This is a genomic window from Pseudomonas sp. R28(2017) (assembly GCF_002112505.1).
GTDB lineage: Bacteria > Pseudomonadota > Gammaproteobacteria > Pseudomonadales > Pseudomonadaceae > Aquipseudomonas.
Genome location: NZ_NEHW01000013.1, coordinates 18,657 through 42,519 on the forward strand (window position 1 = coordinate 18,657; position 23,863 = coordinate 42,519).

Below are 23,863 nucleotides of genomic sequence, written 5' to 3' on the forward strand. Positions count from 1 at the left end.
CAGACGGCTGCGCACAATGCCCCACACCACCGCCGCGCCATTGGAGTGACGCATGCAACCGAGCAACACCCTGGGCCACCCCGCCATCCACGCCCGTCGCAAGCGACGCATGTCACGCAAAGCCCTTGGTGCCGCTCTGGGCCTGTGCATGGTCATCGCGGCGGTGACCACCTGGCTGGCGACGAGGGCCCATGTCGTGGACCTTGGCAATGAACGGCAATTGAGCGAAAGCGGCCTTCTGCAGGACTGGGCCGACGGTGCAGTGATCGTGATGATCCGCCATGCCGAACGTTGCGACAGCGCGCCCGGCCCGTGCCTGAACGACCCCACGGGCATCACCGTGGCAGGCAGCGAGGCCGCCACGCGGGTTGGCCAAGGGCTTAAGCAACTGGGCCTGAGCGATGCCGACGTGCTTGCCAGCCCTAAAGTTCGCACGCAGCAAACGGCGCACTTCATCCTGGGCAAGGCCGTACCGAGCGAAGCCTGGCTGGAAAGCTGCGACAACCAGTTCGCCAGTGAAGCACTGGCGCGCAAGCGTGCGGGGCACAACCTGGTGCTGGTGACCCACAATGGCTGCATCGACCATTTCGCCCGGCAGCAACACGTGGCCGGTGGTGAACGCGAGAGCAATTACGCCAGCGCACTGTTCGTCTCGGTGGACGCCAACGGCAAGGCACGGATCCTTGGCCGCTTGAACGAGCCAGACTGGCAACGCGTATTGGCCAGCGTAGGGAAATAACTGGCAAGATCAGCGCTGGCCCCGATTGCGAACTCCCCATGCCGTTGCCGCTGATCTACCACGAAGACTACAGCCCGGAATTCCCCGCCGAGCACCGCTTTCCCATGGACAAGTTCCGCCTGCTGCGCGACCACCTGGTGGACAGCGGGCTGACCACCGACCAGGCCCTGCTGCGCCCGGACATCTGCCCCAACGATATCCTCGCCCTGGCCCATGACCGTAGCTACATCGAGCGCTACATGAACGGCGAGCTGTCCCGCGAGGACCAGCGCCGCCTCGGCCTGCCCTGGAGCGAAGCCCTGGCCCGGCGTACCGTGCGCGCGGTAGGCGGCTCGCTGTTGACCGCCGAAATGGCACTGCAGCACGGCATCGCCTGCCACCTGGCCGGCGGCACCCACCACGCTCACTACGACCACCCGGCCGGCTTCTGCATCTTCAATGACCTGGCGGTGATCAGCCGCTACCTGCTCGCAGCCGGCCGCGTGCAGCGGGTGCTGATCTTCGACTGCGATGTGCACCAGGGCGACGGCACGGCGCGCATCCTCCACGACACCCCGGACGCCATCACCGTGTCCTTGCACTGCGAGCAGAACTTCCCGGCACGCAAGGCCCACAGTGACTGGGACATTCCCCTGCCACGGGGCATGGGCGACACGGCGTACCTGAAGGTGGTGGACGATGCGCTGAACTACCTGTTGCCGCTGTATCAACCCGACCTTGTGCTGTACGACGCTGGCGTCGATGTGCACAAGGACGATGCCCTGGGTTACCTGCAGCTCACCGACCAAGGCCTGGCTGCGCGTGACGAGCGGGTGATGCGTCACTGCCTGGGCCGCGACATCCCGGTGGTCGGGGTGATCGGTGGGGGCTACAGCAAGGACCGTGAAGCCTTGGCCAAGCGCCACGGTATTCTTCACCACAGTGCTGCACGGGTCATCGGTTGTTCACAATGACTGTGGAACCGCTTGTGGATAACCTGCGGGAAAGGCGCTGCAGCCCTTTACCCGCGTGGGCTGTAGAAGACTGATCATTTTTTGTTCAGTGCTTCATGGGTCCCGGCTGCGCTAGAATGTGCAGTCTTTTCCACAGCCTGCTGCCTACCATGTCAGAAAAATCCCCCGCTTCCCCTCCCCTGGCCGTCGTTATCGGCGGCGGCCCTGCCGGCCTGATGGCCGCAGAAGCCATGGCCCAGGCGGGCCTGGCGGTGGAAGTGTTCGACGCCATGCCATCGGTGGGCCGCAAGTTCCTGCTGGCCGGCGTCGGTGGCATGAACATTACCCATTCGGAAGCTTATCCACAGTTCGTTTCGCGCTACGCCGAGCGGCAGACCGAGATCGGCGGGCTGTTGCGCGACTTCGATGCCGACGCGCTGCGCCAGTGGATTCACGGGCTGGGTATCGAAACCTTTGTCGGTACCTCCGGCCGGGTATTCCCGACCGACATGAAAGCGGCCCCACTGCTGCGCGCCTGGCTGAAGCGCCTGCGCGACAACGGCGTAGTTATCCACACCCGTCATCGCTGGCTGGGCTGGAACGCCGACGGAAGCTTGCGCATCGCTTATCCACAGGGTGAACTGCAGGTCAAGGCTGAGGCGGTGGTACTGGCTCTCGGTGGCGCCAGCTGGGCACGGCTCGGCTCCGATGGTGCCTGGCAGCCATTGCTGGCCGAACGGTCTGTGGATATCTCGCCGCTGCGGCCGAGCAACTGCGGTTTCGAGGTCGAAGGCTGGAGCCCGCTGCTTGTGGACAAGTTTGCGGGGGCCCCGCTGAAGAACATTGCCCTGAGCGTACCCGGCATGGCGCCGCGCAAGGGCGAGTTCATCCTCACCGCACAGGGCGTCGAGGGCAGCCTGGTGTATGCGTGGTCGGCACAGCTGCGCCAGGCCATCGAGCACCAAGGGCAAGCCAGGCTGTTGCTCGACCTGCTGCCGGACAAGCCTGTGGACAAAATTGCCCAGGCGCTGGCCAAGCCGCGCGGGTCAAGGTCGATGGCCAAGCATCTGCACAGCCAGCTGGGGATCGACGGGGTCAAGGCGGGATTGCTGCGGGAGCTGACGGATCAGGCGACGTTTGCTGATCCTCAGGCGCTGGCGCGGGCGATCAAGGCCTTGCCAATCACGCTGGTCCGGACTCGACCGCTGGATGAGGCGATCAGCAGCGCCGGCGGCGTGCGCTTCGAAGGGCTGGATGAAGGGTTGATGGTTCGCCAGATGCCGGGGGTGTTCTGTGCGGGCGAGATGCTGGACTGGGAGGCGCCGACCGGGGGGTATCTGCTGACGGCCTGCTTTGCCAGCGGGCTGCGGGCGGGGCGTGCAGCAGTGGATTGGTTGGCGCGATCTGCCTGATGCTGGGGCCGCAAAGCGGCCCCAGAGACTCAAGGCTTACGCTTGCGCGGCCCGCCGTTGAAGCTCGGTACTTTACGCACAGCCTTCACCGCCGGCTCACCAGCCCCTGCCTCGGCACTGTCCATCCAACGCCCCAGACCACGCTTGGCGCTGTTCTCTTTGGGCTTCTTGGGCTTCTTCGGCTTCTTGATCACCTGGCCGCTGGCATCGGTCATCGGCACCCGGTGCTCGGGGATGAAGTCTGGCTCCTCATGACGCGGCAAGGTCTGCCGGGTCAGCACTTCAATCGCCGACAACATCTGCACTTCATCGGCACACACCAGCGAAATCGCCTCGCCCTTGTTGCCGGCCCGGCCGGTACGGCCAATGCGGTGCACATAGTCCTCGGCCACGATCGGCAGGTCGAGATTGACTACCAGCGGCAGGTCGTCGATATCCAGGCCACGGGCCGCGACATCGGTCGCCACCAGCACCTGGATCTCCCGCGCCTTGAAGCTGTCCAGCGCGCGCTGGCGGGTGGCCTGCGGGCGGTCACCATGGATGCCGTCGGCATTTACACCGTCAGCCAGCAAGCGCTCGACCAGCTGATCCACGCCATTGCGGGTCTTGGCGAACACCAGCACCTGTTTCCAGCGCTGCTTGCGCAGCAGGTGCATGAACAGGTCGGCCTTGCGCTTCTTGTCCACAGGCACCAGCCACTGCTTGACCGTGGTCGCCGCAGCGTTGCGCGGGCTGACTTCGATGCTCAGCGGGTCGTTCAGGGCCAGGCCCGCGAGCATGCGGATCTGCTCGGAGAACGTGGCAGAGAACAGCAGCGTCTGGCGCTTGCGTGGCAGGGCGGCGTACACCGACTGCAGCTCCTCGGCAAAGCCCAGGTCGAGCATGCGGTCGGCTTCGTCGAGCACCAGGGTCTGCACCTGGTTGAACTTCACCGCGTTCTGACGGAACAAGTCGAGCAAGCGGCCAGGCGTGGCGACCAGCAGGTCGACGCCACGGCGCAGGCGCATCATCTGCGGGTTGATGCTGACCCCGCCGTACACCGCATAGGTGCTCAGCGGCAGGTTCTCGGCATACTCGCGCACGTTGTTGTGCACCTGCTCGGCCAGCTCGCGGGTTGGCACCAGTACCAGTGCGCGGATCGAATTGCTGGCGACCTTCTCACCTTCCAGAGCCAGGCGCTGCAGCACTGGCAGGGCGAAACCGGCGGTCTTGCCGGTGCCGGTCTGGGCCGCAGCCATCAGGTCGCGGCCAGCCAGCACGGCAGGGATGGCTTTGGCCTGGACCGGGGTCGGGGTGGTGTAGTCCAGCTGCTGCAAGGTGCGCAGCAGCGGTTCGATCAGGCCGAGTTGGGCGAAATTCATGGCAATACCGTCAGGGGGTTCAGCGAAGGCGGCAAGTTTACCGCATCGCCCCTGGCTACTTGCAGATTTCGCCCTTCATTGGCTGCTCGGGCGCCTTGCGCCACTGCGGCAGGCCGATCAGCACCACCGCGCCGATAATCACCGCCATGGCCAGGCATTCTTCCGCGCCGATCTGTTCGCCGGCGAAAACGATGCCCAGCAGCACCGCCACCGCCGGGTTGACGTAGGCATAGCTGGTGGCAGCAGCCGGGCGCACGTTCTTGAGCAGGTACATGTAGGCACTGAAAGCAAGGATCGAACCGAACAACACCAGGTAGGCCAGCGCGCCCCAGCCTGCCGCAGTCGGCATCTGCGTCATGCGCTCACCGGAGAGCACACTGCCCAGCAGCAACACCGCCCCGCCGACCAGCATCTCGGCGGCACTGGCCATCGGCCCCTGGGGCAGCGGCAGGCTTTTGCTCCACACCGAACCGAACGCCCACGAAGCCGCCGCGAACAGAATCAGCGCCGCGCCGATGGGGCTGGCCTGCAGGTTCGAGCCGAGGTTGAGCAGGCCGATGCCGAGCAGGCCGAGGAAGATCCCGGCCCATTCCAGGCGCGAGTTGCGATGACCAAAGAGCAACCCAAAGACCAGGGTGAACAGCGGCACCGTGGCCACCGCCAACGCTGCCACGCCCGATGCCACGCCAGCATGCTCGGCCACGGTCACACCGCCGTTACCGCAACTGAGCAGCAGAAAGCCAATGGCACCTGCCGCCCGCCATTGCGCCCAGGTCGGTGCCGGCACCCCGCGCCAGCGCAGGAAGCCGTACAGCAAACCGCCCGCAATCAGGAAGCGCACCCCCGCCATCAGCATCGGCGGCCACGACTCGACGCCGATGCGAATGAACAGGTAAGTGGAACCCCAGACCAGGTACAAGGCCAGGAAGGCGCCGACGAGCAGCAGCGGAAAGCGACGGGAGGCAGGCATGGCAGGCAACTCAGAAATCCGTTTTCGGGCGACCGAGTTTAGGCCTGTATACAAGTAAAGATAAGTTACAAAACCGCGCAAAATGAGCGGCACACTTTGGCTGCGCTCATCGGGCGAGCTTGGCCAAGATTTCGCACACCTTGGCGGCAGGGGTTTTCTGCAGCCGGCAAAGCAGTTCGTGGGAAAGTTGCTGGACGCCATGGGCCTGGCGTAGCACGCCTGCCAGGTGTTGCAGCAGGTTGGCGGCCATCTCCGCATCGGCCATGGCCCGGTGCGCAGTGCCGGTATCCGGCAGCCCGGCCCAACGGGTCAGGGTACCCAGCTTGTGGTTCGGCGCCGCCGGCAGCAGGCGCCGTGACAGCAGCAGGGAACAGGCAAAGGACTGGCGACGGCTGCGGCCGATGCGGCTCAGTTCGTAATCCCAGAACTTCTGGTCGAAAGTGGCGTTGTGCGCCAGCAACGGAGTATCCCCGACGAATTCGGCCACTTCGTTCATCACCTCGTCCACCGGCGGCGCAGTGCGCAGCATGGCGGTGGTGATGCCGGTCAGCCCGGCGACGAAGGCTGGCACCGGCACACCGGCATTCATCAGGCTCTGATAGCGCTCGACGATGCGCCCGCCTTCCAGCATCACCACAGCCACCTCGGTGGCGCGGCAGCCGGCACCGGGGGAAATGCCCGTGGTTTCAAAGTCGATGACAGCAATACGTTCCATGAAAAAACCTTAGTGCTTGAGCAACAGCGCGCCCTCGATGGGCACATAGCGGGTGGCGGCACGAATCAGCGACAACGCCGTCAGGCCGGGAACGCCATAGACCACTGCCTCGGTGCCATGGCGCTGGATGACCCGCTCCAGCAGCAGGTCGAAGTCACCATCGCCGGAAGCCAGCACCACCTGGTCGACCCGACTGGCCGCATCGATCACATCGAGGGTGATGCCCACGTCCCAGTCGCCCTTGGCCGAACCGTCGCTGCGCTGGATAAACGGCTTGAGGCGCACGTCGAAGCCGAGGTTGCGCAGGATCTGCTGGAATTGCTGCTGCTTGCTGTCACCGCGATCGATGGCATAGGCCACGGCCTCGACGATCTCGCCTTCGCGGCTGACGTCCTTCCACAGTGCGGTGTAGTTGAAGTGGCAGCCGTGGGCCTGGCGCACGGTGTAGTAGAGGTTCTGCACATCGGCGAACAGCGCGATCTTTTTCACCTGAGAACCTCATGGTCTGGAAGAATTCGCGGGCAAGCCCGCTCCCACAGGTCAAGTGCAAACCTGGAAGTTGCACCTACCCTGTGGGAGCGGGCTTGCCCGCGAAAGGGGCGCAAAGCGCCCCCTGAAATGCCGCCAGTATGCCAGACCGGTCAGACGAACGTATCGTCATCCGAGAAGAAGCCACCATCATCCGTATCGGCCCAGCCGCCCTGATCGTTGCCCCAGCCGCCATTGTCGGCAACCTGCTGCTGCCCGCCCTGGTCGTTCCAGCCGCCGCTGTCACTGGCCGGTGCCGGCTCTTCCTTGATCACCTCGACCACTTCCTCAGGCTGCGAGTGGTGGTTGAACAGGCTGCTGATGCCTTGCGCCAGCAACACACCACCGGCAACCCCGGCAGCGGTCTGCATCGCGCCACCCAGGAAGCTGCTGGCACCACTGCGCGCCGGTGCGGCGCCGAAGCCGGCTTGAGGTTGTGCTTGCATTTGCGGCTGCGGCTGGGAGAAGCCCGGTGCACTCGGCTCGCGCCAACCACCGCCCGAGGCTACCGGTGCACTTGGGCGCTGCGGTTGAGCCGGCTCCGGATTGCGCGCTCCGGCACCAAAGATGCTGGAGAGGAACCCACCCCCGCCGTTACCGCTGCTGGCACGGGTAGCCTCGAGCTGGGCCCGGGCTTGCTTCAACTCCGCCTCCAGCTGTTTGTTCTGCTCGTCCAGGCGCTTGATCGCAGCTTCCTGAACCAGGATCGCCTGGGCCATGTAGTAAGGCGCCGCCGGCTGCTGGCGGACATGCTCTTCGATCCGCGCCTGCGCCTGCACATCACGCGGTTGGCTCGGGTCTTCGGCTTGCTTGATGCGGCCGAACAGGCCGTCGATCAGGGTTTGTTCATCAGTGTTCATTGGGCTACCTCATGGGCTAGCAGGACATCGGACACGCCAAAGATGGGGCGCACGGGCTGCGGATTCAATCACCGCGCGGGTGAAACTTTTTTCAGCAAGTAACTGCTCTGGGCTAAAGTTAGGCCCCTGTTTTATTGCCATGCGATGTTGACTGATGAATCCGCTGAGCGTTCTGCGCGACTCCCTGTACTTCTTCCGCCGCCACCTGGCCAGCATCATCCCGCTGTGCCTGCCACTGGTGGTGCTCGAAGCCCTCACGACCCAAGTGCTGTACCGGCAACTGGGCGACGAGGCCTCTCCCGCTTACGGAATGCTGATCAGCCTGTTGTTCTACCCGCTGTACAGCGCAGCGCTGATCCTCTACCTGGATACCCGCAGCAACGGCCAGGAAATCCCCCGCCGTGACCTGTTCGCCCGCGCCGTGCAGCTGTGGCCGCAACTGGCCCTGCTGATCCTGATCAGCTCGCTGCTGATCATGGCCGGCCTTGCCCTGTTGGTCTTCCCGGGCGTGTGGATCATGATCAATCTGGTGTTCGCCGAGTACCTGCTGGTGCTGCGTGGCCTGCCGGTGGTGCAGTCGATGCGCGAAAGTGCGCGGATGACCACTGGGCACTTCCTGCGCATCATGATCTGCGTGCTGGGGGTGCTGGCACCGATCTGGCTGATCGACGGGCTGTTGCTGATGGCTTTCCCCGAACCCGCACCGGGGGTCGAGCTGGCCATGGACAGCCTGAGCGGCTTCCTGCAACTGTTCAGCACCGTGGTGCTGTATCGCCTGTTCATGCTGCTGGAGGGTGAATCAGCCACCTGACAGCTGTTGTGTCCTCGACGCGCTGGAGGAAGCCATTCAGCCTCCCATCTGGCATGCCCGATCCATACGGTGGAGTGTCGATCAACCGGAGACTCCACATGGACTCGCAAATCCAAGACGCCTATGCCAGATCGTTCAGCGGCCTACTGTATGCAATGGCCACCGACAGAGATGTGCCCCTGCGGCTCAGCAGGAGCCGCGATAAATGGAATTGGGGAATCACGCCTCAGGACGACTGGCTCATGGCAGGCGGTGAGCAGAGATCCATACGCCTGAATTTTGCTTTCGACTCCCAGACAGAAGACCGACTGCATTACCACATCAGCCTCTCTGGCAATGCGAATCCCCCTAAGAAACTGGGCCTGAGCCTGAACGGTTACCTGGGCTTCTACCAGCGATCGGAAGTGACCGATTACTGGAAGATCGAACCGCTGGAACTGTCGGAGCACGGCCTTATCTGTCACCTGCGTGATCATCAGGGCTACCGGGCGGGAGCCATCCTGGACACCCCGCATTACAACCGCCAGACACACTACCTGCTGAACACGAAGGAAGGCAAAACACTCACCTTCCTGCTTAAGCAAGATGGCTGAACCCTGCCCTTCAGGTGCCGCGCGGCTTCGCCCGCGCGGTCGCCTCGGCTACCAAGGGGTCATCCGGCCAGTAGTGTTTGGGATAACGCCCTTTCAGATCCTTCTTCACCTCGGCATACGTCGTGCGCCAGAAGCTGGCCAGGTCCTGGGTCACCTGCACCGGCCGCCGAGCAGGTGACAACAGATGCAACTTCACCTGCTGACGGCCTTGGGCAATGCACGGAGTATCGGCGAGGCCGAACAGCTCCTGCAGACGCACGGCGAGAATCGGTGGGTTTTCACTGTAGTCCAGGCGAATATTCGAGCCGGACGGCACCGCCAGATGCGCCGGTGCCCATTCGTCCAGGCGCTGTGGCAATGGCCAAGGCAGAAGATTGCGCAGGATCGAGGACAGGTCCAAGGCGGCGAAATGGCTCAGCCGCGAGACTTTGCCCAGATATGGCTGCAGCCAGTCTTCCAGGGTCGCCAGCAGCGCGTCGTCCCCCAGGTCAGGCCATTCGCTTTGCCCCTCCTTGTCCAGATCAAGCTGACGCAACAGTGCCACTCGCGCCTGCCATTGGCGAAGCTCCGGGGTCCAGGTCAGCAGGTTCAGGCCCTTGCGCCGCACCAGGCCAAGCAACGCCTTGGCACGGGCGTCGTCATCCAGGCCGGGTAACGGTTCGCGGCCGAGCACCAGCTCGCCGACCTTGGTCTGGCGTTCGGCACGCAGCACCTGCTCGCGCTCGTCCCAGTCGAGGATATCGACCCACTCTACCTGCTCGGCCAGCACGTCATCGAGCAGCGCCGGGTCGAACTCGGCTGCCAGGTAGATGCGCTCTTCCCGCTGGCCCTGGCGGCTACCCAGGTCGGCGATCACCAGCCACGGGCATTTCATCAATGCATCGACTTCGGCGAACAAGGCCGCACGGCCGTTGGCCAGGCGATACTCGGCACCGCCCTCGCGCCGTTGCTGAGCAACCCGATCGGGATAGGCCAGTGCCAGCAAGGCACCGAGCCAGCGGGGATGGTCAGGGTCGGCCACCGCTGCGCCGGCCTTGCCGCGCAACAGGCCACGGTACTGGCGGGCGAGTTGCCGGGCACGCTGCACGCCCCCCTGGCCACCCCGGCCGGCCTTGCTCTCGCCGCTGACCAGCGCCAGGCGGCCGTGCAGGTCGGCACCACCACCGCGCTGGATGTCGCGCTCGCCAAGCAAGGCGGCGACATCGCACGCCATCGTGGCCAGGCCCAGGTCCTGGCCACGCAGCAGCAGGTGCGCGATGCGGGGGTGAGCCGGCAGTTCGGCCATGGCCTGGCCATGCTCGCTGAGGTTGTCACGGCTGCCAGGCCTGAACGCCCCCAGCCGCGCCAGCAGGTCCTCGGCCTGGGAGAAGGCTGCTGCCGGCGGCTGGTCGAGCCATCGCAACTGCTCCGGCGTAACCCCCCAGCGAGCAAGCTGCAGGGCCAGGCCAGCGAGGTCGGCCTGGAGGATCTCGGCGCTGCCGTGCGCGGCCAGTTGTTCATGCTGAGCCTCGGACCACAGGCGGTAGCACACCCCCGGCTCCAGGCGCCCGGCGCGGCCCGCGCGCTGGGTAGCACTGGCGCGGGAGATCCGCTGGGTATCGAGGCGGGTCATGCCGCTGCCGGGGTCGAAACGCGGCACGCGCGCCAGGCCGGCATCGATGACAACGCGCACGCCGTCGATGGTCAGGCTGGTTTCGGCGATGTTGGTGGCCAGTACCACCTTGCGCTGGCCCTTGGGCGGCGGGTCGATGGCCGCGCGCTGGGCGTTGAGGTCCAGTTCACCGTGCAGCGGGCAAAGCAGCACTTCCGGCCGCTCGCCCAAGGCGTCCTGCAGGCTCTGGTGCACACGGCGGATCTCGGCCTGGCCGGGCAGGAACACCAGCACGCTGCCGGGCTGTTCGGCCAACGCCAGCAGCACGTTATCCACTACCCGCGGCTCGATGAACTCGCCCGGCTGGAACGGCCGGCCCCAGCGGATATCCACCGGGTGCATGCGCCCTTCACTGCTGACCACCGGCGCGTCGTCGAGCAGCCGCGACAGGCGCTCGCCTTCCAGGGTCGCGGACATCAGCAGTATCTTCAGCGGTGGGTCGTCACGCAGCAGTTCGCGGCCATTGAGGCTCAGCGCCAGGGCCAGGTCGGCATCCAGGCTGCGCTCATGAAATTCATCAAAGATCAGCAGCCCCACGCCGTCGAGTGCCGGGTCAGCCTGCAGCCGGCGGGTGAGAATGCCTTCGGTGACCACTTCGATGCGAGTGTTCGGCCCGACCTTGCTGTCCAGGCGGATGCGGTAGCCCACGGTTTCACCGACCTTTTCGCCCAGTTCGCTGGCCAGGCGCTCGGCCGCTGCGCGCGCAGCCAGGCGGCGCGGCTCGAGCATGAGGATGGTCTGCCCGGCCAGCCACGGTTCGTTCAGCAGCGCCAGCGGTACGCGGGTGGTCTTGCCCGCACCGGGAGGCGCTTCGAGCACGGCTTCGTCGCGGGTTTGCAGGGCTTCACGCAAGGCGGGCAAGACAGCATCGATCGGTAAAGAAATCATGGTGGTCCTCGAACAGTCTGGCGAGTATAACGGCGAACCCAGCCTGCTCTATCATGGTCTTAGCTTCAGGTGCTGGCGCTTCGCTTGCCCTGCTGAATACTTTTCGGAGATTTACATGCGCATCCCATCCCGCGTCATTGGTGGCGCCCTGATCGTCACCCTGCTGACCCAGCTGACGGCCTGCGGCACCATTTTCTATCCAGAGCGCCGCGGCCAGATCGGCGGCAAGATCGACCCCGTGGTTGCCGCGATGGACGCCATCGGTATCCTGTTCTACGTGATCCCGGGCCTGATCGCCTTTGGCATCGACTTCGCCACGGGCGCCATCTACTACAAGGGCGGCCACACAGCCCAGGTCGACCCGGCCAAACTGCGTGACGCCGTCAGCCCGGACGGCAAGGTCGACAACCTCAAGCTGCAGGCCATTCTCGAAAGCGAACTGGGCCAGCGCCTGCCGCTGGACGACCCGCGGCTGATCCAGCACCGCGGCAGCGTCGAGCAGCTGGCGGCCTTGGGCCTGGTACCTGCGGCCTGATCTTCACAAGGACATCACCCTGGGCATGATTACCCCGGCCGAACACCAGCGCCTGCTGCGCCTGGCCACCCGCGCATCACTGGCGGTGGCCAGCATCCTGGTCCTGAGCAAGGCTGTGGCCTGGTGGCTGAGCGGCTCGGTCAGCCTGCTGGCCGGGCTGACCGATTCGGCACTGGATGCCGTCGCCTCGTTCCTCAACCTGCTCGCCGTGCATTACGCCTTGCGCCCGGCCGATGACGACCATCGTTTCGGCCACGGCAAGGCCGAGGCCCTGGCCGGCATGGCCCAGGCACTGTTCATCGGGGTGAGCGCGGTGTTGATCGGGGTGCAGGCTGTCGAGCGCCTGCGAGCACCAGAGCCGCTGGGCGACACGGCCATCGGCATCGCCGTGATGCTGCTGTCACTGGCGCTGACCGTCGCCTTGCTGGCATTGCAGCGCAAAGTCATTCGCCTGACCGGTTCCACGGCAGTGCGCGCCGATTCACTGCATTACCGCTCCGACCTGTTGCTCAACGGCAGCATCCTGCTCGCCCTGCTGCTGGCGCGCGTTGGCTGGCCACAGCTGGATGCGCTGTTCGGCCTCGGCATCGCGTTCTACATCCTCTGGAGTGCACTGCAGATTGCCCGCGAAAGCACGGCGATTCTCATGGACAAGGAATTACCCGGCGACATCGGCGAAGGGATGGCCGAACTGGTCCTGGGCATTCCCGGCGTGAAAGGCGTGCACGACCTGCGCACGCGGGTGTCGGGCAACCAGTGGTTCGTGCAACTGCACCTGGAGCTGCCGGGGCAACTGCCGCTGCATGAGGCCCACGACTTGTGCGTACGGGCCTCGGCAGTCATCCGCCAGCGTTATCCACAGGCGGATGTGATGGTGCATGCCGATCCGGTGTGAATCAGTTGACGCTATAGCCTCGGCCACTGAAGCAGGCACTCAGCGCCCGCCGGTAGTTGCTCGCCACTTCCACGGGCGGCGCATAAGGCGCGGTTGCCGGGTCAAAGCCTGACTGGCTCACCGCCCAGCGGTGGCACTGGTAGCGGTCCTGGTCCTGCTGCTCCTGCCCTTGGCCGTACATCGGGTAGGCCATCACGTCGTAGCCATTGCCGGCCGGGGCTGCCGTCGGCAACGGTGCCGGGGCCATGGCGGGCGGGTTGACCACGACATACTCCTGGCTGTCGGCCAGGTACTGGTAGTAGGTGTCGGCCACCAGGAAGAACAGGGCGCCGCCCAGCCAGACTTCCCGCGCATAGGACGGCAGGTAGTTGACCCGCACGCCGTAGGGCGGGGTCACCACCACGTAGCTGCCGCCATGCGGGCGGTACCAGTAGCCGCCGGAGTAGAAGTAGTCATTGCCGCGGTACGGCACCTTCCAGTAGCGGTCCGGGAAGTGATCGATGGTGTGCCCTGGGCGATACTGCGGCCCGGGGCCCCAGCCATTGCCGTGGCCGTCCGGACGCCCCTGCCAGTCGCCACCGGGCCGTTGCCCTGGGCCGCCGGCTTGCCAGTGACGGTTGTCGCCGTTATGCCGGGGGATATCCTGGTAATAGCCCTGCCGCGCGGGCTGGGTCTGCTGCACTTCGTCACGCGAATTGAGTGAGCGGCCGGGGCCACCTTCGTTGCCATGCCCTTCGCCCGGCCCTTCGGCCAGGGCCCCGAGGCTGATGCTCAAACCCAGCAAACCAACACCTGCCAACTGCCAGATGCGCGACTTCATGTTGTTCCTCACGGTAAAGAATACGGCATGCCGCCAGTCTACCGCGCTGGCGCCACGGGCAGATGAAATCGCGACCATGAAAAAAGGGAGGCCATTGGCCTCCCTTTGAGAATTGTCGTCCGTGCTCGGCACTTGTGGCGCCGGCTCACCTCACAGCGTCTTCTGGAAGCCGTGTAGCCCGGGGGCCTGCAGATCCTGTTGGATGGCTGGCCGCGACCGCCCGCCTGGGGCCGTCGCCGTGGACTGATGTCCGGGCAGTGATTCTGGGGTTAACGATACGGGACTGATAGCGGCACAGGATTGCGAATATTGCTCAGATAAATAGCACTTGCGCAATTTTTAACCCTGGATTGATAATTCACCGCAATCCGAACAGAAAAGGCCTTTTCCATGAGCAAACTTGACCGCTACGACCTGAGCATCCTCGCCGAATTGCAGCGCGACGCGCGCATTTCCAACCAGGAGCTGGCCGAACGCATCGGCCTGTCGCCATCGCCATGCTCGCGTCGGGTCAAGCAACTGGAAGACGACGGCTATATCTCGCGCCAGGTCGCCCTGCTCGACCGCAAGAAGCTCGGCCTGAGCTTGACCGCCTACGTGCTGATCGGCATGGACCGGCACACTCCGGAGCGCTTCGAAACGTTCGAAGCTGCCATCCGCAACCTGCCGCAGGTGCTCGAATGCAGCCTGGTCACCGGCATGGATGCCGACTACCAGCTCAAGGTGGTGGTGCCGGACATGGACCACTACCAGAAACTGCTGCTAGGCAGCCTGACCCGTATCGAAGGCGTGACCAGCGTGCGTTCGAGCTTCGTGCTCAACCAGGTACTGGCGAGCACCGAACTGCCCTTGACCCACCTGCGCTAAACGCCTGCTCGCCCGCGTATAATCGGAAGCTCAGCCTGCCTGGAGAACACAGATGGATCCCGCCGTATTCGAAGAGTGGATGATGATCGTCCTCGTCACCGTACTGATCGGTTTCATGGGCTTCATCGTCTGGGACCTGGCAAAAAAGTCCAAGGCCGGGCGCTTTGGCACGATGATCCTGTTCTTCGTGCTCGGGCTGGGCGTGCTGGCCTTCATCATCAAGAGCGTGGTGGTAGCGTTTCTCGAAGGGGTCTAGGCCCCTCAACGCGCGAGCTTCGGGGCAACCTCGCGCCAGCAGCCCTGCTCCAGCCCATCCAGTGCCCAGTCGCCGATCCGCACCCGTACCAGGCGCAAGGTCGGCAAGCCGACTGCGGCAGTCATCCGACGTACCTGGCGATTGCGCCCTTCGCGGATCACCAGCTCCAGCCAGCTGGTCGGCACGCTCTTGCGGAACCGTACCGGCGGATTGCGTGGCCATAGCTCGGGCTCATCGAGACGCCGGGCTTCGGCAGGCAAGGTGGGGCCATCATTGAGCTCCACGCCATCGCGCAAACGCTGGATCTGTTCGTCGCTCGGTTCGCCTTCTACCTGCACCCAATAGGTCTTGGGCAACTTGTGCTTCGGGTCGGCAATGCGCGCCTGCAGGCCGCCATCGTTGGTCAGCAGCAACAGGCCTTCGCTGTCACGGTCGAGCCGCCCGGCCGGGTACACGCCTGGGATGTCGATGAAATCCTTGAGCGTCGCGCGCCCTTCGCCGTCGCTGAACTGGGTCAGCACATCGAATGGCTTGTTGAACACAATCAGGCGTGGCTCGGCCGGTGGCGCCTTGGCCTGGCGACGGGGGCCGGCAGGCCGCGCCTGGGGGCGGCGCGGCTTGGAGCGGGGTGGCAGTGGCATGGATCCTCAGCGGAACGGCGGCTCATCGAAGCTGCGCAGTTTACGCGAGTGCAACGAATTGAGCTCGGTGCGCAGCAGGTCGAGGGCGGCAATGCCGATCTTCAGGTGCTGGCTGACCGCACGGTTGTAGAAGGCGTTGGCCGAACCCGGCAGCTTGATTTCGCTGTGCAACGGTTTGTCGGACACGCACAGCAAGGTGCCGTACGGCACCCGCAGGCGATAGCCCTGGGCAGCGATGGTGCCGCTTTCCATGTCCACCGCCACGGCGCGCGACAGGTTGATCAAGGGGCGCTCCTGGGCCCAGCGCAGCTCCCAGTTGCGGTCGTCGTAGGTCAGCACGGTGCCGGTGCGCAGGCGCTTCTTCAGCTCTTCGCCGCGCTCGCCGGTTACCTGCGCTGCGGCTTCCTGCAGCGCCAGCTGCACTTCGGCCAGCGCCGGGATCGGAATGTTGGGCGGTACCACCCGATCGAGAATGCCGTCGCGGCGCATGTAGGCGTGGGCCAGCACGTAGTCGCCGATGGTCTGCGACTGGCGCAGGCCGCCGCAGTGGCCGATCATCAGCCAGCAGTGCGGGCGCAGCACCGCCAGGTGGTCGGTGATGTTCTTGGCGTTGGACGGGCCGACGCCGATGTTGACCAGGGTCACGCCATCACCGTCACCCGCGATCAGGTGGTAGGCCGGCATCTGGTAGCGGTGCCAGACCACGCTGGCCACCAGGGCCTGGGCTTCGCCATGGTCCATGCCCTTCTCGATCACCACGTTGCCCGGCAGCACCATGCGCACGAAGCGCGGGTCTTCACGCAGCTGCTCGAGGCCGTGGCTGATGAACTGGTCGACATAACGGTGGTAGTTGGTCAGCAAAATCCACGGCTGCACGTGGCGCCAGTCGCTGCCGGTGTAGTGCACCAGGCGGCGCAGGGAGAAGTCCACGCGGGCGGCATCGAACAGCGCCAGTGGCAGGGTTTCGGCATTGCCCCAGTCACACAGGCCATCGGCGATGTTGTCGGTGGCCGCCGACAGGTCGGTGCTGGGGAACACCCGCGCCAGCTCGGCGGCGGTGATGCCGCTGCCGGCCAGTTCATCACCCTGGTCGACCACGTAGGGGTACGGGATGTTCTGCTCGCTGACACCGACTTCCACGGTCACCGTGTAGTCATGCATCAACGGGCGCAGCTGTTCGAGCAGGTAACCGCGGAATGCCGCGGGCTGGGTGACCGTGACGCTGTAGGTGCCCGCCACCTGGACCTTGGCGTAGGCGCGGGTGGTGGCGGCCACTTCGCCGTGGCTGTAGTAGGTCAGGCGCAGCGCCGGGTAGCGGTACAGGGCGCGCTCATCGGCTCCCGGCTCGGTACGGTCCTTGAGGTAACGCTTGAGGGCCTGGCTCAGGGCCCCGGTGGCCTGTTCATGCAGGGCCGCCAGACGGTCGACGGCCTGTTCGGGGGTATCAACGACTACAAAAGCTTGGCTCACTCTGGGCTTCCTGTCTGGACATGCATGTCAGCCATCTTGCCTGCCTTTGTGGCTAAATACACCCCCGGTGGTCAGCCGTAGCATTCAACTCGGCCAGGCCGGTGTCGCCCGCGCCACCAGTGCCTCGACATCAACGCCACGCGGCAAAGCGCCATACACTCGCCCGCCTCCGGCCAGGCGGCTATCGATGAACGCGTCGCTGACCACGGCATTCCCCGCCTCCAGCAGCAGCTTGGCCTGCAGTGCCAAGGCAATGTCCTCGGTCAACTGCCGTGCCCGGTACTGGATATCGCTAGTATCCGCAAACGCCCCCTTGAGGTTGCCGATATGCGCGGCCAGGCGCGGGTCGCCATGCCCATCGCCCAGCTCGGCGAACAGTGCATCGAGCACGCCAGGCTCCTTGGACAACGCACGTAGCACGTCCAGGCACTGCACGTTTCCAGAACCTTCCCAGGTCGAGTTCACCGGCGCTTCGCGATACAGCCGCGGCAGAATGCTGTCTTCGACATAACCGGCGCCGCCCAGGCACTCGGCGGCCTCGTTGATCATGGCCGGCGCCCGCTTGCAGATCCAGTACTTGCCCACCGCCGTGACCAACCGCGCGAAGTGCGCCTGCTGCGGGTCGTCGAGCTGCTCCAGAGCTTGCCCCATGCGCAAACTGAGGGCCAGCGCGGCCTCGCTTTCCAGGGCCAGGTCGGCCAGCACGTTCTGCATCAGCGGTTGCTCGTTCAGCACACGGCCACCGACCTTGCGATGGGCGCAGTGGTGTGCCGCCTGGGTCAATGCCTGGCGCATCAGCGCACTGGAGCCGACCATGCAGTCGAAGCGGGTCATGGCGACCATTTCGATGATGGTCGGCACGCCACGCCCCTCCTCGCCCACCATCCACGCCAAGGCACCGCGAAACTCGACTTCGCTGGAGGCATTGGAGCTGTTGCCCAGCTTGTTCTTAAGGCGCTGGATATAGAACTGGTTGCGGTTGTCGTCGGGCCGGTGGCGCGGCAGCAGGAAGCAGCTCAGGCCCTTGTCGGTCTGGGCCAGGGTAAGGAAGGCGTCGCACATTGGCGCCGAGCAGAACCACTTGTGCCCGACCAGCTCATAGGCCTGCCCCGGGCCGGGGCTGCCGACCGGGTATGCGCGGGTGGTGTTGGCGCGCACGTCGGTGCCGCCCTGTTTCTCGGTCATGGCCATGCCCAGGGTCACCCCGGCCTTGTGCCGGTCACCGACATTGCGCGGGTCGTACTCGCAGGCAAGGATTTTCGGCAGCCAGTATTCGGCCAGTTCGGGCTGCAGCCTGAGCGCGGGCACGGCAGCGAAGGTCATGGTCAGCGGGCAGCCGGTACCGGCCTCGGCCTGGCTATGCAGGTACGTCATCGACGCCCGCGCCACATGGGCGCCGGGGCGGGGTTCGGCCCAGGGCAATGAAGGCAGGCCGTGCTCGACGGCGGTGCGCATCAGCTGGTGATAGGCGGGGTGGAACTCGACCAGGTCGATGCGATGGCCGTAGCGGTCATGGCTGCTGAATTCCGGCTTGTGCGCATTGGCCAGGAAGCCTGCGGCCATCAGCGGCCCGCCCGCCAGGGCACCATAGGCGTCGATCCGCGATTCGGCCCAACCGGCCCCGAAGCGCCGCGACCACTCCTGCAACGGCAGGTCGAGGCGGTACAGGTTGGCACCGTCGAGTGACGGCGGTTGGTTGGTGACTTCGTGGGTTTCAGCGTACTGGTGCAGGTTCATCGGGAGCTCCTGGAGCCGGGCATGCCTGAAAGGCCCAGTGAAGCACTCCCTGCGGGTCAGTCAAAGTGACAATAATGACTAAACATGTGGCAGGGGTGAGTCAGGGCCACCAAGGGCTCTCCACCGGCGCCCACCCGCTCAAGGCATGCGCCTAGAATCGCGTAGCCCCCGAAACGGCTCGGCCCGGCGGCATCTGCACCTGGGCAATGGCCACATTCAAGGTCAGCTCGAACCGGCTCCCCAACCCCCGCGTCGACTCATGTGAGAGCTTGCCGCCCAGCAACTCGGCCAGTTGCCGGCAGATCGACAGACCAATGCCCAGCCCGCCATAGCGCCGGGTCATCGAGCCGTCGACCTGGAAGAACCGCTGGTAGAGAATCGCCTGGTCCAGGTCATCGAAACCGATGCCGCTGTCGCTGATGGTGAAACTCAACGCCAGGCTCTCAGGGCCAAGGCGGCGACCGCGGACCTGCACCATCACCCCCCCCTGGTGGGTGAACTTCAGGCCGTTGTCCACCAGGCAGCCCAGGCAACGGGCCATTTTCTGCGCATCGCCCAGCAACTCGTCCGGCAGCTCGGCGGGGATGTCCAGGCTCAGGTACAACCCCTTGCCCAGGGCCGTTCCGGCATAGCCGGCGCGCAGGTCCTGCAGCGTGCGCCGCAGGCTGAACGGCAGCGCCTGCGGGCGCATGCGGCCAGCCTGCAGTTCGGTCAAAGTGAGAATGTCGTCAACCATGTCCATCATGTCCTGGGCCGAACCGACCGCCGTGCGGTGGTACTGGGCCATCTCGGCACTCATGGGCAGTGTGTGCATCAGTTCCAGCGAGCCGATCACGCCGTTCATCGGTGTGCGCAGTTCGTGGGTGACGGTGGCGAGGAATTCGTCCTTCAGGTGATTGCTCCTGGCCAGCTGCTGGTTCATCTGCTCCAACGCCTGGCCGGTGTCACGCAACGTCTGTGCCTGCTGTTCGCGCATGCTGTTGATGCGGTCGGCCAGGGCCAGCGACAACAAGGCCACTTCCAGTGCCGACCCCAGCTGGCTGGAATACATGGTGATGAACAGGTTGGGCAGGTAACCCAGTACCATCAGGGTATTGACCAGCCCTCCGAGCAGAAACGCCGTCCAGGCGATGATGAACCAGCGTGCCACGCGCAGGCCGCGCACCCAGGCATACAACCCGGCGGCAAAGATGCACACGGTAAAGAGCAGGGCCAGCACCGTGGCCATGCGCAAGGCGATGCCGTAGCGCATGCTCACCGACAGCACCATCACCAGCACGCCTGCGACCATCAACAGCTGCAGCAGCCGGTCGAAGCCAAGGCTGATCTTGCCCAACTGCAGGAAGTGCCGCGCGAACTGGCACCCGAACAGGCCCGCAGCGCCAATGAACAGTGGCGTTGCGGCATTGGCCCACCACGGGCTGTCCGGCCAGAAGTAGGCGACCCCCGCCCCGTTCACCGATACCTGATACAGACCGAACGAGGCAATGTAGAGGATGTAATAGAGGTAACTGACGTCGCGCACGCTGAGGTAGATGAACAGGTTGTACACCGCCATCACCAGCAGCACACCGTAGATCATGCCCAGCACATAGAGGCGGGTCGGCTGGTCTTCCATGTAGGCTTCGGCGGACCACAACGCCAGCGGCGCCTGTACCGAACCCTCACTGTGCAGGCGCAGGTAGGCGGTGGTCGATTGCCCGGGTTGCAGCGGCAGTTCGAACAGGTAGTTGTTCTGGCGTATCTGGCGGCTGTCGTAGGGCAAGGCGTCGCCGGTACGCTGGGCCAGGCGGAAACCACCATCGCTGCCCGGCAGGTACAGCTCGATATGGTCCATGGGCGGGTAAGCCAGTTCCAGCAACCACTGCCGCGGCTGCGCATCGGCAGTGGCCACATAGTGCAGGTCGATCTTGAGCCAGAACACCGATGTCGAGTACCCGGCGTTCAGCACGTCCTGGTGGTGCGTGCGGAAACGGCTGGCGAAGATCGGCGCGCTGACCTGGGCAATGCTGGCGCTGCCATCACGGTCCTCGTAGACCTGCATGACCTTGCCCAATGGAAGGTGCCGGGTCGCCGCGTCGAATTCGACGGCTCCGGCCAGCACGGGCAACAAGCCCAGAAGCACAATCAGCAAATAGCGCATACAGCCCCAGCATGGCCTGTCCGGTCGCGTCGCGATGGCCCCCAATCCTTTTGAGACGACGAAATCCGGCAGCGCCCGTTTGTCGAGTTATCCGAGCACTCTAGCATAGCTTTCAACGCTGGCGAGGGGCCACTCTAATTTTCGATGAAAAGGCTCTATATCAATACTTTCAGAGCAGGAACACACAAAATTCTGACCGCTCGATCAGCAAATCTCGTTTGTAGGACGATCCGCACAAATAGGTTTGGTGGTAAGCTCGCCGACCATGAATACCTACAGCTCCCGCCCCGTTGTCCTCTGTCTCTCCGGCCACGACCCAAGTGGCGGCGCCGGCTTGCAGGCAGATATCGAAGCCCTGATCGCTCAAGGCTGTCACGCCGCACCGACCGTGACAGCCCTGACCGTGCAGGATACCGTCAACGTTTCCGACTTCCGCGTGCTCGACCGCGAGTGGGTCCTGGCCCAGGCCAACGCCGTGCTGGCCGATTCCACGGTCGCCGCCGTCAAGCTGGGCATGCTCGGCTCGATCGGCATGGTCGACACCGTCGCCGAACTGCTCAGTGCCCACCCGCACCTGCCGCTGGTCTGCGACCCGGTGCTGCGTGCCGGTGGCGGTGGCCGCCTGGGCAAGGACGAAGTCGGCTATGCCCTGCGCGAACGCCTGCTGCCGCTGGCGACCATCGCCACGCCGAACCTGCCAGAAGCACGCATCCTGGCCGAACTGCCTGAAGGCACCGCCGACGAATGTGCCGAAAAACTGTTGCCGTTCTGTAGACACCTGCTGATTACCGGTGGTCACGGTGACGAAGACGAAATCCATAACCGCCTGTACAGCCGCGACGGCCAGAGCCACACCTGGACCTGCCAGCGCCTGCCGGGCAGCTACCACGGCTCGGGCTGCACCCTGGCCAGCGCCCTGGCCGGTCGGCTGGCCCTTGGCGAGCAACTGCAAAGCGCGGTGAAGAGCGCCCTGGATTACACCTGGCGCACCCTGCGCGACGCCGAGCAGCTGGGCAAGGGCCAGTTCGTCCCGCGCCGCCTGCCCCTGGATTTCTGCTCCTGATACGAGGCTTTAAATGAAGCTACGCGGTCTGTATGCAATCACCGACAGCCAGCTGCTCGCCGGCCGTTTCCTGTCCCACGTCGAAGCCGCGCTGGAAGGCGGTGTGTGCCTGCTGCAGTACCGCGACAAGAGCGACGACGCCGCCCGCCGCCTGCGCGAAGCCGAAGCGCTGATGAAGCTCTGCGAGCGCTATGGCACCCGACTGATCATCAACGACGACGCCGAACTGGCCGCGCGCCTGGGCGTCGGCGTGCACCTGGGCCAGACCGACGGCCCGCTGACGCCGGCGCGCGCGCTGCTCGGCCGCCAGGCAATCATCGGCTCCACCTGCCACGCCAGCCTCGAGCTGGCGGCCCAGGCGGCCAGCGAAGGTGCCAGTTATGTAGCCTTCGGCCGCTTCTTCAATTCCGTCACCAAGCCCGGTGCGCCGGCTGCCAACGTCGATCTGCTGGAGCAGGCCCGTGCCCAGGTGAAACTGCCGATCGCCGTAATCGGCGGCATCACCCTCGACAACGCCGCCCCGCTGATCGCCCATGGTGCCGACCTGCTGGCGGTGATCCACGGCCTGTTCGGTGCCGACAGCGCGCAGGAAGTCACCCGCCGCGCCCGCGCCTTCAACGCCCTGTTCGCTTCCTGATTTCGAGAGAAGATCCCATGTCCCGTTCCGAAGCCCTGTTCGCCCAAGCCCAGAAGCACATCCCCGGCGGCGTCAACTCGCCGGTCCGCGCCTTCAAGAGCGTCGGCGGCACCCCGCTGTTCTTCAAGCATGCAGAAGGTGCCTACGTCGTCGACGAAGATGACAAGCGCTACGTCGACTACGTCGGCTCGTGGGGCCCGATGATCCTCGGCCACGGCCACCCTGACGTGCTCGATGCGGTACGCCGCCAGCTGGAGCACGGCCTGTCCTACGGCGCGCCGACCGCGATGGAAACCGAGATGGCCGACCTGGTCTGCTCGCTGGTGCCGTCGATGGAAATGGTACGCATGGTCAGCTCCGGCACCGAAGCGACCATGAGCGCCATCCGCCTGGCCCGCGGCTACACCGGCCGCGACGCCATCATCAAGTTCGAAGGCTGCTACCACGGCCACTCCGACAGCTTGCTGGTCAAGGCCGGCTCCGGCCTGCTGACCCAGGGCGTGCCGAGCTCGGCAGGCGTACCGGCGGACTTCGCCAAGCACACCCTGACCCTGCCGTTCAACGACATCGCCGCGGTCGAGAAGACCCTGGCCGAAGTCGGCCAGACCGTGGCCTGCATCATCGTCGAGCCGGTGGCCGGCAACATGAACTGCGTGCCACCGGCGCCTGGCTTCCTCGAAGGCCTGCGCGAGCAGTGCGACAAGCACGGCGTGGTGCTGATCTTCGACGAAGTGATGACCGGTTTCCGCGTTTCGCTCGGCGGCGCCCAGGGTCATTACGGGATCAAGCCGGACCTGTCGACCTTCGGCAAGATCGTCGGCGGTGGCATGCCGGTGGGCTGCTTCGGTGGCAAGCGCGAAATCATGGGCTGCATTGCCCCGCTGGGCCCGGTCTACCAGGCCGGTACGCTGTCGGGCAACCCGCTGGCCATGGCCGCTGGCCTGACCACCCTGAAGCTGATCAGCCGCCCTGGCTTCCATGACGAACTGACCGCCTTCACCAGCCGCATGCTTGATGGCCTGCAGCAGCGCGCCGATGCTGCTGGCGTGCCGTTCGTCACCACCCAGGCGGGCGCCATGTTCGGCCTGTATTTCAGTGGCGCCGACGACATCGTCACCTTCGACGACGTGATGGCCAGCGACGCCGAGCGCTTCAAGCGCTTCTTCCACCTGATGCTCGACGGCGGCGTGTACCTGGCGCCGAGTGCGTTCGAGGCAGGCTTCACGTCGATCGTCCATGGTGAAAAAGAGCTGCAGATTACCCTGGATGCGGCTGAAAAGGCCTTCGCCGCACTGAAGTGATTGGCCGCCTGCACCGGCCTCTGTGGGAGCGGGCTTGC

23 protein-coding genes are annotated in these 23,863 nt (G+C 65.1%); 12 read left to right on the forward strand and 11 right to left on the reverse strand.

Going from position 1 to position 23,863, the window contains the following annotated elements:
* Nucleotides 1-52 precede the first annotated feature (52 nt).
* The 3 genes from CAF78_RS21085 (at nt 53) to CAF78_RS21095 (ending at nt 3,083) form a co-directional block, all read left to right on the forward strand.
* Nucleotides 53-739 (forward strand): histidine phosphatase family protein, encoded by a 687-nt coding sequence (locus CAF78_RS21085; RefSeq protein WP_085677168.1) that lies wholly within the window; start codon nt 53-55, stop codon nt 737-739.
* Nucleotides 740-777: 38 nt separating this feature from the next.
* Entirely contained in the window at nt 778-1,692 is a 915-nt protein-coding gene (locus tag CAF78_RS21090; protein ID WP_085677167.1) for a histone deacetylase, read from the forward strand.
* A 149-nt stretch (nt 1,693-1,841) separates the two neighbouring features.
* A complete protein-coding gene (locus CAF78_RS21095) occupies nt 1,842-3,083 on the forward strand; it encodes a TIGR03862 family flavoprotein (protein ID WP_085677166.1) in 1,242 nt (413 codons plus the stop codon).
* A gap of 29 nt (nt 3,084-3,112) precedes the next feature.
* On the opposite strand, the gene CAF78_RS21100 is transcribed toward CAF78_RS21095, so the two are convergent.
* The 5 genes from CAF78_RS21100 to CAF78_RS21120 all read right to left on the reverse strand — a co-directional run bounded on the left by CAF78_RS21100 (nt 3,113) and on the right by CAF78_RS21120 (nt 7,517).
* Complete coding sequence (locus CAF78_RS21100) at nt 3,113-4,444, reverse strand: DEAD/DEAH box helicase (RefSeq protein ID WP_085677165.1); 1,332 nt, start codon at nt 4,442-4,444, stop codon at nt 3,113-3,115.
* A gap of 55 nt (nt 4,445-4,499) precedes the next feature.
* Entirely contained in the window at nt 4,500-5,414 is a 915-nt protein-coding gene (gene yedA / locus CAF78_RS21105; RefSeq protein WP_085677247.1) for a drug/metabolite exporter YedA, read from the reverse strand.
* Between the two features lie 106 nt (nt 5,415-5,520).
* Nucleotides 5,521-6,129 carry a PolC-type DNA polymerase III gene (locus CAF78_RS21110; protein WP_085677164.1) on the reverse strand — a complete coding sequence of 203 codons (609 nt, stop codon included), beginning with the start codon at nt 6,127-6,129 and terminating at the stop codon, nt 5,521-5,523.
* A 9-nt stretch (nt 6,130-6,138) separates the two neighbouring features.
* The gene (locus tag CAF78_RS21115) at nt 6,139-6,618 is read right to left on the reverse strand and encodes an NYN domain-containing protein (RefSeq protein WP_027917740.1); all 480 of its coding nucleotides are present in this window, start codon (nt 6,616-6,618) and stop codon (nt 6,139-6,141) included.
* Between the two features lie 152 nt (nt 6,619-6,770).
* Nucleotides 6,771-7,517: a DUF2076 domain-containing protein gene (locus CAF78_RS21120; RefSeq protein ID WP_085677163.1), complete on the reverse strand. Its 747-nt coding sequence runs from the start codon at nt 7,515-7,517 to the stop codon at nt 6,771-6,773.
* 154 nt (nt 7,518-7,671) lie between these two features.
* On the opposite strand from CAF78_RS21120, the gene CAF78_RS21125 reads away from it, so the two are divergent.
* Both CAF78_RS21125 and CAF78_RS21130 read left to right on the forward strand, forming a co-directional pair.
* Nucleotides 7,672-8,328, forward strand: coding sequence for a YciC family protein (locus CAF78_RS21125; protein ID WP_085677162.1), 657 nt, complete (start codon nt 7,672-7,674; stop codon nt 8,326-8,328).
* A gap of 98 nt (nt 8,329-8,426) precedes the next feature.
* On the forward strand, nt 8,427-8,921 hold the full coding sequence (locus tag CAF78_RS21130; RefSeq protein WP_085677161.1) for a hypothetical protein: 495 nt from the start codon (nt 8,427-8,429) through the stop codon (nt 8,919-8,921).
* A 10-nt stretch (nt 8,922-8,931) separates the two neighbouring features.
* Here the strand turns inward: CAF78_RS21130 and hrpB are convergent, their stop codons facing one another.
* On the reverse strand, nt 8,932-11,460 hold the full coding sequence (gene hrpB / locus CAF78_RS21135; RefSeq protein WP_085677160.1) for an ATP-dependent helicase HrpB: 2,529 nt from the start codon (nt 11,458-11,460) through the stop codon (nt 8,932-8,934).
* Nucleotides 11,461-11,575: 115 nt separating this feature from the next.
* Here hrpB and CAF78_RS21140 point away from each other — a divergent pair, with 115 nt between their 5' ends.
* Both CAF78_RS21140 and CAF78_RS21145 read left to right on the forward strand, forming a co-directional pair.
* Nucleotides 11,576-11,995, forward strand: a complete 420-nt coding sequence (locus CAF78_RS21140) for a hypothetical protein (RefSeq protein ID WP_060509604.1) — start codon at nt 11,576-11,578, stop codon at nt 11,993-11,995.
* A gap of 25 nt (nt 11,996-12,020) precedes the next feature.
* Nucleotides 12,021-12,890, forward strand: coding sequence for a cation diffusion facilitator family transporter (locus CAF78_RS21145; RefSeq protein WP_085677159.1), 870 nt, complete (start codon nt 12,021-12,023; stop codon nt 12,888-12,890).
* A gap of 1 nt (nt 12,891) precedes the next feature.
* Here CAF78_RS21145 and CAF78_RS21150 read toward each other — a convergent pair whose 3' ends face one another.
* Nucleotides 12,892-13,710, reverse strand: a complete 819-nt coding sequence (locus CAF78_RS21150) for a DUF6515 family protein (RefSeq protein WP_085677158.1) — start codon at nt 13,708-13,710, stop codon at nt 12,892-12,894.
* Nucleotides 13,711-14,100: 390 nt separating this feature from the next.
* On the opposite strand from CAF78_RS21150, the gene CAF78_RS21155 reads away from it, so the two are divergent.
* On the forward strand, nt 14,101-14,577 hold the full coding sequence (locus tag CAF78_RS21155; RefSeq protein WP_003249795.1) for an Lrp/AsnC family transcriptional regulator: 477 nt from the start codon (nt 14,101-14,103) through the stop codon (nt 14,575-14,577).
* Between the two features lie 52 nt (nt 14,578-14,629).
* Nucleotides 14,630-14,833, forward strand: coding sequence for a DUF2788 domain-containing protein (locus CAF78_RS21160; RefSeq protein ID WP_027917747.1), 204 nt, complete (start codon nt 14,630-14,632; stop codon nt 14,831-14,833).
* Nucleotides 14,834-14,838: 5 nt separating this feature from the next.
* On the opposite strand, the gene CAF78_RS21165 is transcribed toward CAF78_RS21160, so the two are convergent.
* The 4 genes from CAF78_RS21165 to CAF78_RS21180 all read right to left on the reverse strand — a co-directional run bounded on the left by CAF78_RS21165 (nt 14,839) and on the right by CAF78_RS21180 (nt 20,824).
* Entirely contained in the window at nt 14,839-15,474 is a 636-nt protein-coding gene (locus CAF78_RS21165) for a pseudouridine synthase (protein ID WP_085677157.1), read from the reverse strand.
* 6 nt (nt 15,475-15,480) lie between these two features.
* Nucleotides 15,481-16,944 (reverse strand): AMP nucleosidase, encoded by a 1,464-nt coding sequence (gene amn, locus CAF78_RS21170; protein WP_085677156.1) that lies wholly within the window; start codon nt 16,942-16,944, stop codon nt 15,481-15,483.
* Between the two features lie 84 nt (nt 16,945-17,028).
* Nucleotides 17,029-18,681, reverse strand: a complete 1,653-nt coding sequence (locus tag CAF78_RS21175; protein ID WP_085677155.1) for an acyl-CoA dehydrogenase family protein — start codon at nt 18,679-18,681, stop codon at nt 17,029-17,031.
* 151 nt (nt 18,682-18,832) lie between these two features.
* Entirely contained in the window at nt 18,833-20,824 is a 1,992-nt protein-coding gene (locus tag CAF78_RS21180) for a hybrid sensor histidine kinase/response regulator (RefSeq protein WP_085677154.1), read from the reverse strand.
* A gap of 265 nt (nt 20,825-21,089) precedes the next feature.
* Between CAF78_RS21180 and CAF78_RS21185 the strand changes: the two genes are divergently transcribed.
* From CAF78_RS21185 to hemL, 3 genes are read left to right on the forward strand one after another with little or no spacing between them, the layout of a single operon-like run.
* The gene (locus CAF78_RS21185; RefSeq protein WP_085677153.1) at nt 21,090-21,887 is read left to right on the forward strand and encodes a hydroxymethylpyrimidine/phosphomethylpyrimidine kinase; all 798 of its coding nucleotides are present in this window, start codon (nt 21,090-21,092) and stop codon (nt 21,885-21,887) included.
* 13 nt (nt 21,888-21,900) lie between these two features.
* Complete coding sequence (gene thiE, locus CAF78_RS21190) at nt 21,901-22,524, forward strand: thiamine phosphate synthase (RefSeq protein ID WP_085677152.1); 624 nt, start codon at nt 21,901-21,903, stop codon at nt 22,522-22,524.
* Nucleotides 22,525-22,541: 17 nt separating this feature from the next.
* Nucleotides 22,542-23,825, forward strand: coding sequence for a glutamate-1-semialdehyde 2,1-aminomutase (hemL, locus tag CAF78_RS21195; RefSeq protein WP_085677151.1), 1,284 nt, complete (start codon nt 22,542-22,544; stop codon nt 23,823-23,825).
* Nucleotides 23,826-23,863: the final 38 nt, after the last annotated feature.

Excerpts from the sequence above, each read along its gene's own strand:
- CAF78_RS21085 (WP_085677168.1), top strand. The coding sequence starts at position 53 with ATGCAACCGAGCAACACCCTGGGCCACCCCGCCATCCACGCCCGTCGC.
- CAF78_RS21090 (WP_085677167.1), top strand. The coding sequence starts at position 778 with ATGCCGTTGCCGCTGATCTACCACGAAGACTACAGCCCGGAATTCCCC.
- CAF78_RS21095 (WP_085677166.1), top strand. The coding sequence starts at position 1,842 with ATGTCAGAAAAATCCCCCGCTTCCCCTCCCCTGGCCGTCGTTATCGGC.
- CAF78_RS21100 (WP_085677165.1), bottom strand. The coding sequence starts at position 4,444 with ATGAATTTCGCCCAACTCGGCCTGATCGAACCGCTGCTGCGCACCTTG.
- yedA (WP_085677247.1), bottom strand. The coding sequence starts at position 5,414 with ATGCCTGCCTCCCGTCGCTTTCCGCTGCTGCTCGTCGGCGCCTTCCTG.
- CAF78_RS21110 (WP_085677164.1), bottom strand. The coding sequence starts at position 6,129 with ATGGAACGTATTGCTGTCATCGACTTTGAAACCACGGGCATTTCCCCC.
- CAF78_RS21120 (WP_085677163.1), bottom strand. The coding sequence starts at position 7,517 with ATGAACACTGATGAACAAACCCTGATCGACGGCCTGTTCGGCCGCATC.
- CAF78_RS21125 (WP_085677162.1), top strand. The coding sequence starts at position 7,672 with ATGAATCCGCTGAGCGTTCTGCGCGACTCCCTGTACTTCTTCCGCCGC.
- CAF78_RS21130 (WP_085677161.1), top strand. The coding sequence starts at position 8,427 with ATGGACTCGCAAATCCAAGACGCCTATGCCAGATCGTTCAGCGGCCTA.
- hrpB (WP_085677160.1), bottom strand. The coding sequence starts at position 11,460 with ATGATTTCTTTACCGATCGATGCTGTCTTGCCCGCCTTGCGTGAAGCC.
- CAF78_RS21140 (WP_060509604.1), top strand. The coding sequence starts at position 11,576 with ATGCGCATCCCATCCCGCGTCATTGGTGGCGCCCTGATCGTCACCCTG.
- CAF78_RS21145 (WP_085677159.1), top strand. The coding sequence starts at position 12,021 with ATGATTACCCCGGCCGAACACCAGCGCCTGCTGCGCCTGGCCACCCGC.
- CAF78_RS21150 (WP_085677158.1), bottom strand. The coding sequence starts at position 13,710 with ATGAAGTCGCGCATCTGGCAGTTGGCAGGTGTTGGTTTGCTGGGTTTG.
- CAF78_RS21155 (WP_003249795.1), top strand. The coding sequence starts at position 14,101 with ATGAGCAAACTTGACCGCTACGACCTGAGCATCCTCGCCGAATTGCAG.
- CAF78_RS21160 (WP_027917747.1), top strand. The coding sequence starts at position 14,630 with ATGGATCCCGCCGTATTCGAAGAGTGGATGATGATCGTCCTCGTCACC.
- CAF78_RS21165 (WP_085677157.1), bottom strand. The coding sequence starts at position 15,474 with ATGCCACTGCCACCCCGCTCCAAGCCGCGCCGCCCCCAGGCGCGGCCT.
- CAF78_RS21175 (WP_085677155.1), bottom strand. The coding sequence starts at position 18,681 with ATGAACCTGCACCAGTACGCTGAAACCCACGAAGTCACCAACCAACCG.
- CAF78_RS21180 (WP_085677154.1), bottom strand. The coding sequence starts at position 20,824 with ATGCGCTATTTGCTGATTGTGCTTCTGGGCTTGTTGCCCGTGCTGGCC.
- CAF78_RS21185 (WP_085677153.1), top strand. The coding sequence starts at position 21,090 with ATGAATACCTACAGCTCCCGCCCCGTTGTCCTCTGTCTCTCCGGCCAC.
- thiE (WP_085677152.1), top strand. The coding sequence starts at position 21,901 with ATGAAGCTACGCGGTCTGTATGCAATCACCGACAGCCAGCTGCTCGCC.
- hemL (WP_085677151.1), top strand. The coding sequence starts at position 22,542 with ATGTCCCGTTCCGAAGCCCTGTTCGCCCAAGCCCAGAAGCACATCCCC.